The 14,534-nt window shown below is 70.9% G+C and carries 12 protein-coding genes; 6 read left to right on the top strand and 6 right to left on the bottom strand.

The features are described 5' to 3' along the window. Positions 1 to 240 precede the first annotated feature (240 nt). A complete protein-coding gene (locus WMF14_RS00465) occupies positions 241 to 3,996 on the top strand; it encodes a UvrD-helicase domain-containing protein (RefSeq protein WP_437798214.1) in 3,756 nt (1,251 codons plus the stop codon). 46 nt (positions 3,997 to 4,042) lie between these two features. Here the strand turns inward: WMF14_RS00465 and WMF14_RS00460 are convergent, their stop codons facing one another. Then, positions 4,043 to 4,648: a hypothetical protein gene (locus tag WMF14_RS00460; protein WP_437798212.1), complete on the bottom strand. Its 606-nt coding sequence runs from the start codon at positions 4,646 to 4,648 to the stop codon at positions 4,043 to 4,045. Positions 4,649 to 5,167: 519 nt separating this feature from the next. Between WMF14_RS00460 and WMF14_RS00455 the strand changes: the two genes are divergently transcribed. Beyond that, on the top strand, positions 5,168 to 5,299 hold the full coding sequence (locus tag WMF14_RS00455; RefSeq protein ID WP_437798210.1) for a hypothetical protein: 132 nt from the start codon (positions 5,168 to 5,170) through the stop codon (positions 5,297 to 5,299). 34 nt (positions 5,300 to 5,333) lie between these two features. On the opposite strand, the gene WMF14_RS00450 is transcribed toward WMF14_RS00455, so the two are convergent. Both WMF14_RS00450 and WMF14_RS00445 read right to left on the bottom strand, forming a co-directional pair. Next, the gene (locus tag WMF14_RS00450; protein ID WP_437798208.1) at positions 5,334 to 5,930 is read right to left on the bottom strand and encodes a hypothetical protein; all 597 of its coding nucleotides are present in this window, start codon (positions 5,928 to 5,930) and stop codon (positions 5,334 to 5,336) included. Positions 5,931 to 5,982: 52 nt separating this feature from the next. After that, positions 5,983 to 6,360, bottom strand: coding sequence for a hypothetical protein (locus tag WMF14_RS00445; protein ID WP_437798206.1), 378 nt, complete (start codon positions 6,358 to 6,360; stop codon positions 5,983 to 5,985). Positions 6,361 to 6,695: 335 nt separating this feature from the next. Here WMF14_RS00445 and WMF14_RS00440 point away from each other — a divergent pair, with 335 nt between their 5' ends. Next, positions 6,696 to 7,544 carry a GNAT family N-acetyltransferase gene (locus WMF14_RS00440; protein WP_437798204.1) on the top strand — a complete coding sequence of 283 codons (849 nt, stop codon included), beginning with the start codon at positions 6,696 to 6,698 and terminating at the stop codon, positions 7,542 to 7,544. Positions 7,545 to 7,568: 24 nt separating this feature from the next. On the opposite strand, the gene WMF14_RS00435 is transcribed toward WMF14_RS00440, so the two are convergent. Beyond that, complete coding sequence (locus tag WMF14_RS00435) at positions 7,569 to 7,880, bottom strand: hypothetical protein (RefSeq protein ID WP_437326935.1); 312 nt, start codon at positions 7,878 to 7,880, stop codon at positions 7,569 to 7,571. A gap of 511 nt (positions 7,881 to 8,391) precedes the next feature. On the opposite strand from WMF14_RS00435, the gene WMF14_RS00430 reads away from it, so the two are divergent. Both WMF14_RS00430 and WMF14_RS00425 read left to right on the top strand, forming a co-directional pair. Further along, positions 8,392 to 9,393 (top strand): N-acetylornithine carbamoyltransferase, encoded by a 1,002-nt coding sequence (locus tag WMF14_RS00430; protein ID WP_437798202.1) that lies wholly within the window; start codon positions 8,392 to 8,394, stop codon positions 9,391 to 9,393. A gap of 5 nt (positions 9,394 to 9,398) precedes the next feature. Further along, on the top strand, positions 9,399 to 10,736 hold the full coding sequence (locus WMF14_RS00425; RefSeq protein ID WP_437798200.1) for an acetylglutamate kinase: 1,338 nt from the start codon (positions 9,399 to 9,401) through the stop codon (positions 10,734 to 10,736). 57 nt (positions 10,737 to 10,793) lie between these two features. Here the strand turns inward: WMF14_RS00425 and WMF14_RS00420 are convergent, their stop codons facing one another. Both WMF14_RS00420 and WMF14_RS00415 read right to left on the bottom strand, forming a co-directional pair. Then, positions 10,794 to 11,567, bottom strand: coding sequence for a GNAT family N-acetyltransferase (locus WMF14_RS00420; protein WP_272097124.1), 774 nt, complete (start codon positions 11,565 to 11,567; stop codon positions 10,794 to 10,796). A gap of 176 nt (positions 11,568 to 11,743) precedes the next feature. Continuing rightward, a complete protein-coding gene (locus tag WMF14_RS00415; protein ID WP_272097123.1) occupies positions 11,744 to 12,355 on the bottom strand; it encodes a superoxide dismutase in 612 nt (203 codons plus the stop codon). Between the two features lie 344 nt (positions 12,356 to 12,699). Between WMF14_RS00415 and WMF14_RS00410 the strand changes: the two genes are divergently transcribed. Then, positions 12,700 to 14,526: an OmpA family protein gene (locus tag WMF14_RS00410; protein ID WP_437798197.1), complete on the top strand. Its 1,827-nt coding sequence runs from the start codon at positions 12,700 to 12,702 to the stop codon at positions 14,524 to 14,526. Positions 14,527 to 14,534: the final 8 nt, after the last annotated feature.

Below are 14,534 nucleotides of genomic sequence, written 5' to 3'. Positions count from 1 at the left end.
TCCCTGCTGCTAGCACAAGAACATCCACGCTTCGGGGCTACATGAGCCCGTACGGAAAACGGAGCGCCTTCCGCCGGGCACGGCAGCGTTTCCTTCCACGGCGATCTGAGCCACCTTACTCCCCCCGACAGCCTCCACACGCGACCCAGTGCGGCACGTCCCCCTCCCCTCCCCGAGCCTGGCCGGCGCGCTCCAGCCGCGCGCCCCCGGGCAGCGCCTCGAGCCCGCGCGGAGGCGCGCGTGACCGCCGACGCGGTCCGGCCGCGCGGCGCGCGGGTGCTCGCGGACGAGCCCGCTCGCCGCCGCATCCGCGACGATCTGCGGACGACGCTCGTCGTCGAGGCCGCCGCAGGCACCGGCAAGACCACCGCGCTCGTGTCGCGGATCGTCGCCGTGCTGCGGAGGGCGCCCGAGGAGGGCGGCGGGACGCTCGATCGGATCGTCGCGGTGACCTTCACGGAGAAGGCGGCCGGCGAGATGAAGCTGCGCCTCCGGGCCGAGATCGAGCGGGCGCGCAGCGACCCGAGCGCCGGCCCCGCGGAGCGCGCGCGGCTCGACGAGGCGCTCGCGCACCTGGAGGCGGCGCGCATCGGGACCATCCACTCCTTCTGCGCCGACCTCCTGCGCGAGTGGCCGGTCGAGGCGCGCGTCGACCCGCTGTTCCAGGTCGCGGCCGCGGATCAGGCCGAGGCGCTCTTCGATCAGGCCTTCGACGCCTGGTTCCAGCGCACCCTGAACGACCCGCCCGAGGGCGTGCGCCGGATCCTGCGCCGGCGCCCGCGCGACGGCGCGCAGGGCCCGCGCGACCTGCTCCGGAGCGCGGCGTTCAAGCTCGCCGAGCACCGCGACTTCACGCGCCCCTGGCGGCGCGACCCGTTCGACCGCGAGCGCGCCATCGACGAGATCCTGGACCGCCTCGCGGCGCTCGCCGGCCTGGGCGCCGAGGCCGACCGGGAGGGCGACTACCTCGCGCAGAGCCTCCGGAACCTCGACCGCTACCTCGCGGAGCTCCGCCGCCGCGAGGAGGTGACGGGCGGGCGCGACCACGACGGCCTGGAGGCCGAGCTCGGCGACGTCGCGCGCTGGAAGGAATGGCGCTGGAGGGGCACCGGCAAGGCGTTCGGCGGGGATCTCACGCGCGCCGAGGTGCTCGCGCAGCGCGACCGCGTGAAGGTCGAGCTCGACGCCGTGCTGACGGCCGCGAGCGCCGATCTCGCGGCGTGCCTCTCGCGCGAGCTCCGGCCGCCGATCGAGGCGTACGACGCGCTCAAGGCCCGCGCCGGCAAGCTCGACTTCCTCGACCTGCTCCTCTGCGCCCGGGACCTCCTCCGATCGAGCCGCGGCGTGCGCGAGGAGCTGAACCTCCGCTTCTCGCACCTCTTCGTCGACGAGTTCCAGGACACCGACCCGCTCCAGGCGGAGATCCTGCTCCTGCTCGCGGCCGACGACCTCTCCGAGACCGACTGGACGCGGGCGCGCCCGGTGCCCGGCAAGCTCTTCGTCGTCGGCGATCCGAAGCAGTCGATCTACCGCTTCCGCCGCGCCGAGGTCGCGCTCTACGAGGCGACCAAGGCCCGGCTCGTCGCGTGCGGCGCGAGCGTGCTGTACCTGTCAACGAGCTTCCGCAGCGCCCCATCGATCCAGGAGGCCGTCAACGCGGCGTTCGCCCCCCTGATGCAGGGAGGCGCCGCCGAGGGCGAGCGCGCGGCGACCCAGGCGCGGTACGTCGCGCTCGAGCGGTTCCGGGACGATCCGCCGGAGCAGCCGACGGTCATCGCGCTCCCGGTGCCGCGGCCTTACGGCGACTTCGGCAAGATCTCCGATTTCCGGGTGCGGCAGTCGATCCCGGACGCGGTGGGCGCCTTCGTCCACCACCTCATCCACGGCGGCGCGGGCGCCGGCGCCGCCCCGGGCGCGCGGCGCTGGACGGTGACGGAGCGCGAGCGCCCTGGCCAGCGGGTGCCGCTCGAGGCGCGGCACATCTGCCTTTTGTTCAAGCGCTTCCAGACGTTCGGCGAGGACGCGACCCGCGCCTACGTGCGGGCGCTCGAGGCGCGGCGGATCCCGCACGTGCTGGTGGGCGGACGGTCGTTCCACGATCGCGAGGAGGTGATGGCGGTGCGGAGCGCGCTGCTCGCGATCGAGTGGCCGGACGACGAGCTCAGCGTCTACGCGACGCTGCGCGGGCCCCTCTTCGCGCTGACGGACGACGTGCTCCTGCTCTACCGCGACCGGTTCCGGCGCTTGCACCCGCTGTTTCGACCGCCGGACGACGGCGCGCTCGATCTCGCGGTGGAGGGCGGGGCGCGGCCGCTCCGGGAGGTCGCGGAGGCGCTCGCGGTGCTCGGCAGGCTGCACCGCGAGCGCAACCGGCGGCCGATCGCGGACACCATCGGCGGGCTCCTCGACGAGACGCGCGCGCACGCGGGCATCGCCATCTGGCCGACGGGGGAGCAAGCGCTCGCGAACGTCCTGCGGGTGATGGATCTCGGGCGGCGCTTCGAGGCGGCCGGCGCGACGTCGTTCCGCGCGTTCGTCGAGCGGCTCGAGCTGGACGCCGAGCGGGGCGAGGTCGCGGAGGCGCCGGTCGTCGAGGAGGGGACGGAGGGGGTGCGGATCATGACGGTGCACCGGGCCAAGGGGCTCGAGTTCCCGGTGGTGATCCTGGCGGATCCGGCGTCGCCGGCGGCGCACCAGCTCCCGTCGCGGCACGTCGATCCGGAGCTCGGCCTGTGGGCGGAGCCGATCGCCGGCTGCGTGCCCGCGGAGCTCGTCGAGCGCCGCGACGAGGTGCTGCGCCGCGATCGCGAGGAGGCGGTGCGGCTCGCGTACGTCGCGGCGACGCGCGCGCGCGAGCTCTTGGTCGTGCCCGCGGTGGGCGACGCGCGCCCGGGCGACGGCACGAGCGACGGCTGGCTCGACGTGCTGCACCCCGTGCTCTACCCGGCGCCGCGCGAGCGGCGGAGCCCTCGGCGCTGCGAGGATCTCGGCTGCCCTCCGTTCGGGACCGACACGGTGCTGGAGCGCCCGGCGCGGTGCGAGGCCGACGAGCGGGACGCGGTCGCGCCGGGGGAGCACGCGCCGATGGCCGGATCGCACCGCGTGGTGTGGTGGGATCCGGGGGCGCTCGACCTGGATCGCGAGCCGGAGGCGGGGCTGCGGCAGCAGCGGATCCTGCAGGCGGACGCGGGCGGCGCCGGGGCGGGCGCGGCGGCGGCGAGCGCCGGGCCAGCGAGCGGCGCCGGCGTCCTGGGGAGCAGCGGGGCGACCGCGAGCGCCGTGCTCGGAGGAGAGCTCGGGCAGCGCGGGCACGAGGCATGGCAGGAGGCGCGGCAGCGGGCGATCGTGGACGGCTCGATGGCGGCTGTCCGCGTGAAGACGGCGACGGAGATCAGCCACGAGGCGGCGGAGGCGGCAGCGGCGGCGGCCGGAGCGGGGACGGCGGCCGCGCAGCGGAGCGGCGGCGGGGCGGCGCGCGGGGAGAGGGCGGACGCGTTGCCGGTGATCTCGTTCGAGCAAACGGAGATCGCGCGCGAGGGCCGGCCCTACGGCAAGCGGTTCGGGACGCTCGTGCACGCGGTGCTGGCCGAGGTGGATCTCCGGGCGGGCGAGGACGAGGTAAGGACGGTGGCGGCGGCGCAGGCGAGGCTGCTCGGGGCGCCGGCCGAGGAGCTCGACGCGGCGGTCGCGGCGGCGGTCGCAGCGCTCGAGCACCCGCTGCTCCGGCGCGCAGCGGAGAGCGCCGCGCGCGGCGCGTGCGAGCGGGAGACGCCGCTGCTCCTGCGGCTCGAGGACGGGACGATCGCCGAGGGCATCGTCGACCTCTCGTTCCGCGAGAGCGTGGGCGACGTGGGGATCTGGACCGTGGTCGATTTCAAGACCGGCTCCGACGCGGGCACGGCGCACGCGGCGCAGGAGGCGCAGGTGCGGCTCTACGTGCAGGCGATCGCGGAGGCGACGGGCGAGAGGGCGAGAGGGGTGGTGCTCAGGGTGTGAGGGGCGCCGCCGCGGCCTGCGCCGCGCTGGCACTCAACGGATCAGATCACGGCTCCCACATCGTTTGAACCTTGAACTTCCGCGTCGGGAAGTCGCCGTCGCCGGTTCGAGCGGTGACAACGATGCGGTGGGTGGCTCCGCTCAGAAGCTCATTCGGGCTCAGCGTACTGAAGTCAATTCCCCACGGGGGGCCGACCATGCAGCCACCGAAGTCCTCGTAGTTGCCTTGCAGCTCCCTCTCCGCTATGAATGTCATGGTCCCATTCACCACACGGTACAGGCTGGCCTTCAAGATCAGCGCGTTGCATTCCTCTTCATTCGTCGGCAGGGAGTCCGCCCAGGTCACATACGTATGCAGCGTGTAGCCGGGACCGGGCTGCGAAGTGAAACCGCTCCTGTAGTTGGTGACGTCGACCGCCTGCGCCTTATAGCAGCCTGTCGTGGTGTACGTCGTCGGCGAGGTGTAGTTGAAGCCGCCGCTGTACGTCGCAGCCGCGCCGACGGTGGCGCATGTGGACTCGCTGTACGCCTGCTCCGCCTCCGCGACGTCTTCATCGCGCTGTTCGTCCTGCATCTCCACGGCGCAGCCCGTGGTGGCCATCGCGGCCATGGAAGCAAAGAGGCATCCCACTACGGAATGGATTCGGCTCATCTTTTCAGATCTCCATCTGTGAAGCGTATGAAAACGGCATCGCGATGTTCAGCCGGGCGTCGGGAGGCCATGGTGCGCTGGTTCGCCCACGCCAGTGCGTGGAGCCGAGTCGCCTCTTCACCACGGCCTTCCTTGGTCCGGCTCATCGCCGCCGCCGTCGCGTTCAGCAACGCACATGCCAACGCAGCGCCCCTCCCGCCTCGACGCCATCGCCAGGCCCCCAGCTCGGTCCGGCACGGCCCCGCAAGGCGGTAAATCCAGACGAAGAGAGCTCCTGTAGGGCGCGCCAGGGGCCCGGAGCGCTGCCCCTGCGAGCCGCGGTGAGCACGTGTCTGTCACGCCGAGAGCCGTGACATGTCACACCAAACGCCGTGACATGTCACACCAAACGCCGTGACAATGCCACGGGGCTATCATCGGCATCGGACGGTCTTCGACGTCAGACGACTTTTACCGGTCATCGGTCGGATCGGGATCCGGCGCGCTGGCTGCGGGCTTGGGGGGGGTCGCTGGCTGACCGTGGTCGATCTCAAGACCGGCTCCGACGCGGGCACGGCGCACGCCGCGCAGGAGGCGCAGGTGCGGCTTTACGTGCAGGCGATCGCGGAGGCGACGCGCGAGAGGGCGAGAGGGGTGGTGCTCGGGGTGTGAGAAGCGCCGGCGTCACGCGCCGGCGATCGGCGGCTCAGCTCGGCTCCCACACCGTACGGATCCTGAACTTTCGCGTCGGGGAGCTGCTGCCATTGCCGGTTCGGGCGGTGACGACGACGCGGTAGCTGTGGGTGGCCACCATGGGCGTATAGAACTTGAGTCCGTGACTGAGGCCAACGTTGCAGCCCACGCCATTGACGTAGCTGCCACGTCTCTGCGCTATCTCTGCGAGGGCCATCGCCCCATTATCCTCGTAGTACAGGGTGGCAGCCAGAAACAGATCGCGGCACGCCTCCGGGTCCGTCGGCAGGGTGTCCGCCCAGTCCACATACGTATTCAGCTCGTGGTTGGGGCCGGGCGCCGGCGTGAAACCGGCCTCGTAGCCGACGACGTCGACCGCCTGGCTCTTGTCCGAGCCGCCGGGCCCGGACCGGCACCGCTCGTCGACACGGAAATCCAGCCCGAAGCGAGCTCCTCGCGTCGCGCCATGCAGCCGGAGCGCTGCCCGCGCGAGCCGCTGCGAGGGCTTCTCTGTCACGCTGCAGGCCGTGACATGGCGGGGCTGAGCGGCGTCGCCCGAACACCCGCTCGACTTCTGGCGGAGCGAGCGCCCGGGTGAAGCGCTGGCCATCGGCCCATCGACGACCCCCCTGTGGGCGAGGGCGTCGAGGCCCGGCGCGCGCTCACCGCCGGTCGGGGGTCCGCACGAACCGCTCGTCGTCCACGGTGGCGGGGAAATCCCCGTCGTCGACGTGCTTGTACAGGCTGCCCTCGCGGATCTCGTAGCGCATGTACACGGAGGGCTCCTCGATGGGCTCCTCGACTCCATCCTGCAGGATGCGCGTGTACTCGAGCGCGATGTGGCCACGCTCGGTGTTGTACGAGACGATGCGCGCGTAGAGGTCACGCGGAGCACCCTCGTAGGGAAAGCGGAGGTGGAAGCTCGTCGCGCTCAGCTCGAGGAGCGAGCCGTCCTCCTCGCTGATCCACGTGCCCACGAAGGGCAGGCGCTCTTTCTCGTCGATCCGGGACTCCCGATCGTCTGCCGCCAGCTTGGACACGGGCGCGCCTGGGCGTGAGGGCGGAAGCACGAGCTCGACCGGGGCGGCGGCCCCAGACGACAGTCGAGCTGGCGAGGGACCGCAGCCGATGGAGGAGAGCGTCGCGAGCGCAAGGGCGGCGCAGGTCGCGCAACAGCCACGTCGGTACATGGGACGAGTCTACACCCGCGCGGCGGGCGCCGGCCCCGTGGACGCGCGGTGTACGGCGGGCGCCGGCCCCTGGACGCGCGGTGTACGGCGGGCGCCGGCGCCGCTCGGCGCCAGCACCGAAAGGCCTCTCCGAGGAGCCCGGCGCTCCTCGCGCCGGGGCGCGTGAGGTGACACAATCGCGGCCCGTGAGCGCTCTCCTCACCGCCATCGAGCGGTTTTACGATGCCGTCCCTCGCTGGCGCGCTGACGCAGAGGACCACGGACCGCTGACTCTCTTCGTTCGCCGCGGCGACGGCTGGCCCTACTATGCCCGCCCCGCCCTCGGCCATGCCGGCGCCGTATCGGTCGAGGACGTGGCCGCCGTACGCACGCGTCAGCGGCAACTCTCGATCCCGGAGGCGTTCGAGTGGGTGCTGGAGACCACCCCTGGGCTCGACGCCACGGCCGAGGCGGCCGGCCTGCACGTCCGGCGCTGCCCGCTGCTCGTGCTCTGCGGCGAGCCCCGCCAGACGCCTTTGCCGGAGGACGTCTCGCTCTCGATCATCACCGCCCAGGACCCGGATCTCGCCGAAGTGCAGGCCGTCGCGCACGTCGCCTTCGGCGCGCTCGACACCGCGGTCGGCTCTGCGGGACCGGCCGAGCGGAAGGCCGCCGCGGCCGCGCTCCCGGCCGGACAGGCGGCCGCGTGGCACGCGTCGCTGATCGAGGGAACGCTGGTGCACGCGGCCGCTCGGGGCCGCGAGGGAGCGCTCGCCGGTCCGCTCTGCACCGGCTGCTACCAGCACGTGCAGGACGTCGCCGAGATCGTCGGCGTGGGGACGCTGCCGGCGGCCCGGGGGCGCGGCCTCGCCGCCGCGGTCACCGCGCTTCTGGCCCGCCATGCGCTGGACGCCGGGATCCGCACCGTGTTCCTGTCCGCGCAGAACGACCGCGTCGCGCGCGTCTATGAGCGGGTCGGGTTCCGGCGCGTCGCCACGGCGTGCATCGCCGAACCGCCCGTGCAAGCGGAGCGCGGCAACGTCCTCGAGACGTGATGCAGCGCCATACCGCGGCGCCGATCAGACAGGGGCGAGGTGGTAGTCCGGTCCCTCTTCCCCGCGCAGGATCTCGGTATGAACGACCGACGCGTCCCGCAGGTGCGCAACCTCCCCGAGCCCGGCGTCGCCGCGATAGGCCGAGAAGGCTTGTTCATCCGGAAACGTGACGAGGTGGATCTCCTTCAGGGTGAGCCCAGCGCCGTCGGGCGCGGTCACCACGGTCCGCTCGATCGCGCCGCCGTACCGCGCCATCACGGCCGCGGCCTTCCTCTCGTACGCGCGGAACGCGTCGAGCGCCTCGCAGCGCACCGTGAGGATCACGACCAGCGTCACAGGAACACCCGCTCCTTCACGCCACCCCGCCACCAAAGCACAAAAAAAAGAGCGCCCATTCGACGGTGGGGGGGAAACCGTCACGGGCGCTCTGCCGTACTTGTTTAGCAGGATGCAGGCCAAGGGTTGCACCCTCGATTTCCGCGAGTCTTTCCCTAGGGGACCTGCGTACTCCTTTCGTTCCTGAAATCAGCACCTGCAATCCTGGTATCCCCGACACTGCCGAGGAGCCCGTCCAGCGGGTGGTGGGGCGGGCACGAGACCGTGCCCTGTCGGCACGAGACCGTGCCCGCCACCGGCATCGGTTCCCGCTCCCGGGATCTCCTCGAAGCGAACCACGCTCACCCCGGTTTCTCGTCGCATCGCGCAGCGGTCCCCGCTCGCCGGAGGCGAGGCGCCGCCCCCTTGAATCGCCCGCCCGCGCCGCGCGCCGCGAGCAGCGTTGACATCACCGCCAGGCTTGCTCCAATGCGAGTGCCCGCTCCGCGCCGTTCAAACGAGGAGGCATCCGATGCGGCACTTCCTGACCACGATGGACTACACCCGCGCAGAGATCGAGGGCCTCCTCGAGCGCGCGCAGCGCTTCAAGCGGCGGCCGATCGAGCCGCGCCTCAAAGATCGCACCATCGCGCTCGTCTTCTTCAACCCATCGCTGCGGACGCGCACCTCCTTCGACGTCGGCATCCGGGAGCTCGGCGGCCACGCCGTCGTGCTCGAGCCTGGCCGGGGCGCCTGGCCCATCGAGTTCGAGGAAGGCATCGCGATGGATGGCGAGCCGGAGGAGCACATCCAGGAGGTCGCTCGCGTGCTCTCCCGCTACGCCGACCTCATCGGCGTGCGCGCGTTCCCCAAGTTCCAGCGCTGGGAGGACGATCGCCAGGACAAGGTGCTCCAGGGCTTCGCCCGTTACGCCACCGTGCCGGTCGTCAACCTGGAGACCATCACGCACCCCTGCCAGGAGCTCGCGCTCGCGCTCACCATGAAGGAGCGCCTCGGCCGCCTCGACGGCAAGAAGTTCGTCCTCACCTGGACGTATCACCCGCGCCCGCTCAACACCGCGGTCGCCAACTCGGCCGTTCTCATCGCGTCCAAGCTCGGCATGGACGTCACCCTCCTCTGCCCCAGCGAGGAGTACCACCTCGACGAGCGCTACCTCGACGCCGCCAGGAAGAGCGCCGAAGGCAACGGGCAGAAGCTCTCGATCACCTACGACATCAAGTCCGCCTACGAGGGCGCCCACGTCGTGTACGCGAAGAGCTGGGGCGCGATTCCCTACTTCGGGCGCTGGGAGCAGGAGAAGCCCATCCGCGACAGGCACAAGCACTTCATCGTCGATGAGCAGAAGATGGCGCTCACCGCGGGGGGGCTCTTCTCCCACTGCCTGCCGGTCCGGCGCAACGTCAAGGTCACCGACGCGGTGATCGACTCGCCAGCATCGATGGTCATCGACGAGGCAGAGAATCGGCTGCATGTCCAGAAGGCCGTGATGGACGTGCTGGCCAACGGGTGGTGACGACGATGGGTTCGACGCAAGACGTCATCGTCCGCCTGCTCAGGAACCTCGGCAGCCGCAAGGAGGTCGAGCAGTACCTGAAGCAGTACGCGGCCGTCGATCAGCAGAAGTTCGCCATCATCAAGGTCGGCGGCGCCATCCTCGACGAGGACCTCGAGGCGCTCGCGACCTCGCTCGTGTTCCTGAACCAGGTCGGGCTGTACCCCGTCGTCATCCATGGCGCCGGGCCGCAGCTCGATCGGGCGCTCGCCCAGGCGGGCATCCCGACGGAGCGGGTCAACGGCCTGCGCGTCACGACGCCCCGCATCCTGGAGATCGCCCGCCGCGTCTTCCTCCGCGAGAACCTGCGGCTCGTCGAGGCGCTCGAGGAGATGGGCACGCGCACGCGGCCGATCACGGCGGGCGTCTTCGAGGCCTCGCTGCTCGACGAGGAGCGCCTCGGGCTGGTGGGCAAGGTCGAGCGCGTCCATGTCGACGCGGTGAGGTCCAGCCTCCGCGCCGGGCACCTGCCGATCCTGGCCTGCCTCGGGGAGACGCCGGGCGGGCAGATCCTCAACATCAACGCCGACGTCGCCGCGCGCGAGCTCGCGCTCGCGACGCAGCCGTTCAAGATGATCTTCCTCACGAGCACGGGCGGCCTCCTCGACGAGCACGGGCGCATCATCTCGGCGATCAACCTCGAGGAGGATTTCGCGGGCCTGATGGCCCAGCCCTCGCTGAACGGGGGCATGCGCCTCAAGCTGCAGGAGATCAAGCTCCTGCTCGACGGGCTGCCGGCGACCTCCTCGGTCTCGATCACATCGCCGGATCACCTGGCGAAGGAGCTCTTCACGCACACGGGCTCTGGCACGCTCGTCCGTCGCGGCGAGCGGATCCTCCGGCACGACGCGCTGGACGACGCCATCGACCGCATCCGGCTCCGCGATCTGCTCGAGGCGTGCTTCCAGCGGAAGCTCGACGAGCACTACTTCGACAAGAAGCCTTTCTATCGCATCTACCTGTCCGACTCCTACCGGGCGACGGCGATCCTCACGCTCGACCCGGGCGGGAGGGCCCCGCTCACTCCGTACCTCGACAAGTTCGCGGTGACCTCGGAGGCGCAGGGCGTGGGAATCGGCGGCTCGCTCTGGACGCGGATGAAGAACGAGAACCCGAAGCTGTTCTGGCGCGCCCGGAACGGCAACGAGATCAACCCCTGGTATTTCCAGCAGGCCGAGGGCAGCTACCGCAACGAGAACTGGACGGTGTTCTGGTACGGCCTGTCGAGCTTCGACGACATCCGGGCCTGCATCGATCACGCGCTGTCCTTGCCAGCAACGCTGCGCCAGCACGGCAGGGTTTAACCCCGACCGACGCCGCCTTTTATCCGCCGTGGCGAGGGCGCCTCTTCGCGCTCGGGCTCACGGCGGGTCGCCCCCGCCGTCGGTCTCCACCTCGTCGAGCGGATCGCTCTCCTCGTCCGTCGCGGGGCCGGGCAGGCGCGACGTCGGCGGCGGGGCGCTCGACCTCTTCTCGCCGCCGCGCGCCTTCAGCGGTTTTCGCGGCGCTCGCTTCGGCTTCGCGGGCGCGCCGAGCGCGTCCGGGTTGCGGGGCTTCTTGAGCGCCCGAGGCGGCAGGAGCTCCGCGTCGACAGCGACCTTCTTCGCCATGAAGATCGCGGCGTCGAGCCGGTAGAAGCTGCGCTTCCGGTAGAACTTGAGGGCGCCGATGTTGTTCTCGGCCACCTCCAGCACGAGGTGGGTGCAACCGTGGATACGCGCGAGGTGCTCGAGCTGCTCGAGCATGAAGGCGCCGACGCCGCGGCCCTGGTACTCGGGGTGGACCGCGAGCTCCTCGACGAAGAGCGGGCGCATGTCGTGCTTCGTGAAGTAGCGCTCGTTCATCCAGTTATCGGTCCCGGTGATCTCGAAGGCGCACTCCGCGTAGCCGACGATCTCCTGACCATGCGCCGCTCGGACCTCGAAGAGGAGCTGCTCGACCCCTTCTTCTTCGTAGACCTCGAGGAACCGCTTCTTCGAGCGAGGCCGCTGGTATTCGACCGTCTCCCGGTTGACGTCACGGAACACCTTCTTGAGGAATTCCCAGACCCGGTTCAGGTCGCGCCGGTGGATCCGGCGCACGTAGATGAGGCTCTCTTCCCCGACGGCGCGGGTGCTCGGCTCGGCCTTGCTCATCGCCGCGCCCAGTCTACAGGACGAACGCGGCCGGGGCACTGGGGGCGAGCCATGATCTGGAAAGCCGCGTCTCGTTGGGCAGTCCAGCCCGAGGGGAAGGTGGTCGTCGCGTGGCGCAGGGAGCGCCGAACTCGCCGGTGGGACGGCGGGGGTGCAGGCCCCCGCCGTGCAACGAATCAACCCTGCTGAGCGTGCGGCCCGATCTGCGCGAGGCGCGCGTTGATCACGTCCCAGTTCAGGCCCGAGAGGACGTTGGCCACATAGTCCGCCTTCTTGGTCTGGTAGTCCGCAAAGTACGCGTGCTCCCAGGCGTCGACGGCGACCATGATATGCGTGTTCGCGAACAGACCGACATCGTGCTCGGTCCGGATGAGGTTATTGAAGAGCTTCTGCTCCTGGTAGTCGTACACGAGCACCGTCCAGCCGTGCGCGCTGAGGAGCGCCGCCTTCGCGTCGGCCAGCCAGGCGTCGAAGCTGCCGAACGACGCCTCGATGAGCTTCTTCGACTGGGCGCTCGGCTGCGTCGAGCCGTTGCCGATGTTCTCGAAGTACAGCTCGTGGAGCACCGTACCGTTGAAGGCGACCGGCTCGCGACGCTTCAGCTCGCTGTACGCGTTGTACGAGTAGTTCGGCGCGCTGCGGTCCGCCTTGCCAAGCTGCTCCCAGATCTCGTTGAGCTTCTTCACGTAGCCCTGGTACAGCGTGAAGTGCGCCTTGAGCTGCAGGTCGCTCAAGCCCTTGGCGTTGCCGCCGAGGAGGTTGTCGAAGTTCTTGGGTTCGCGCGCCATGGTCCCTCCTGAACGAGTACCGCGAGCAGTGCGTGCCGCGGGGTCAGGCGGCCGCTTTACCGCCGCCGCTCCCCGGTAGCAACCCTGCCGTACCAGGCGACACACCGCCGACTCACGACGCCAGCGGGCCTGACCTTCCGCGCAGGAAACTCCGGACGCCGGCTCGATCCGCGCCGTGAGCCGGCGAAGGAACGCCACGCCCCCACACCCCAGAGCGCAGCGCCCGAGCTGGCCCGATCGGCCGGCGCGCGTCCAAAAACCTCGTGAAACGTTGAACGCCGCCGCCGTTTCGGTCGATACTCCTGGAACTTGCTGTTCCTTCGCGCAGGGAGGCGACCTCGTTCATGCCGGCTCGTACACAGGGGACCCATCCGACGGCCGCGCTCGCGGCGGCGCTGTGCCTGCTCGGCGCAGCGGCTCACGCCGAGGCGCAGGAACCCGCGAGACCCGAAGGCTTCGCGCTCGACAGGTTCCAGCCTGCGCCCGCCGGCGACAGGATGTTCGGAGTCCAGTCCGCCTACACGGCAGGGAGCGCCACACCCCACCTCATGCTCCTCGGCGATTATGCCCAGGATCCGCTCGTGTTGCGGCGGTTGTCGGGGAACGAGGAGTTCGGTGACGGCAAGGTCGTCGGCAGCCAGCTCCTGCTCCACCTGAGCGCCTCGCTCTCTCTTTGGGAGCGCCTCACGGTGAACATCGATCTGCCCCTCGCGCTCCAGTCGGGCGACGGCGGGGCCGCCTCCGGCGCCTTGCTGCCGCAGCCGACCAGCAGCGCCCTCGGGGATCTCCGGCTCGGCGCGCGCGCGACGCTCTTCGGCGGCTACTTCGATCCGTTCCAGATCGCCCTCGGCGGCTACGTATGGCTGCCGACCGGCGATCCCGAGGCGTACTCGGGCGACGGCAGCGTGCGCGGCGGTCCGCAGCTCGTCCTCGGCGGCCACCTGGATCGCGCGGTGTGGTCGCTCGCCGCGGGGCCGGAGTTCCGGTCCACGAAGCAGTTCGCCAACGTCGAGCAGGGCATGACGGTGCACTGGGGCGCCGGCCTCGGGCTGCTGCTCGACGACGAGCGACGCCTGCAGATCGGCCCCGAGATCACCGGCGCCATCACGGTCACCGATGTCCAGCAGCGCACGACCAACCTGGAAGCCCTGCTCGGCGGGCGCTACCGCTTCGCGGACGACTTCGAGGCCGGGCTCGGCGTGGGCCCTGGCCTCACCCCCGGCGTCGGCACCCCCTCGTTCCGCGCGGTGGCCATGGTCTCCTACTCGCCCGAGGTGAAGCCGCCCGTGCAGGACCAGGACGCCGACGGCATCGCCGACGCGGACGACGCCTGCCCGCACACAGCGGGCGTCCGCAGCCCGGATCGCGCGAAGAACGGCTGTCCGCCGCCCAAGGACGCGGACCACGACGGCATCCTCGACGCGGTCGACGCCTGCCCCGCCGTGGCCGGCGTCGCCTCGCCGGACCCGAAGAAGAACGGCTGCCCGCCGCCAGGGGACCGCGACAAGGACGGCATCACGGACGACATCGACGCGTGCCCGGAGCAGGCCGGCCCGGCGAACGACGACCCGAAGCAGCACGGGTGCCCGCCGCCGCCCGATCGCGACGGGGACAAGGTCCCCGATGCGTCGGACGCCTGCCCGGATCTGGCCGGCCTCGTCACGACCGACCCGGCCACGAACGGCTGCCCGGGCGACACCGACGGCGACGGCATCCGCGACGACAAGGACGCCTGCCCGAACGAGAAGGGCAAGCCGAACGAAGATCCGACGCAGAACGGGTGCCCGGTCGCGGTCCGGGTGACCGAGACCGAGATCGTCATCCTGCAGCAGGTGCAGTTCGACATCGGCAAGGCGACCATCCGGCCGGTGAGCAACGAGCTGCTCGACGAGGTCGCCGGCGTGCTCAAGGACCACCCGGAGATCCTCAAGATCGAGGTCCAGGGCCACACGGACGACCGCGGCACGCGCCAGTTCAACACGAAGCTGAGCCAGGCGCGCGCGGAGTCGGTGCTGAAGGCGCTCGTCGATCGCGGCATCGCCGCCCAGCGCATGCAGGCGAAGGGCTACGGGCCCGACGTCCCGATCGCGGAGAACAAGACCGAGGCGGGTCGCCAGAAGAACCGGCGCGTCCAGTTCAACATCATCGAGAAGGAAAAGAAGCAGCCCTAGGCTGGAGG

It is taken from the genome of Sorangium sp. So ce693, from assembly GCF_051521375.1.
In the GTDB taxonomy this organism is placed as follows: domain Bacteria; phylum Myxococcota_A; class Polyangia; order Polyangiales; family Polyangiaceae; genus Sorangium; species Sorangium atrum.
Note: the sequence above shows the minus strand (reverse complement) of the source record. Positions and strands in the feature narration are given on the sequence as shown.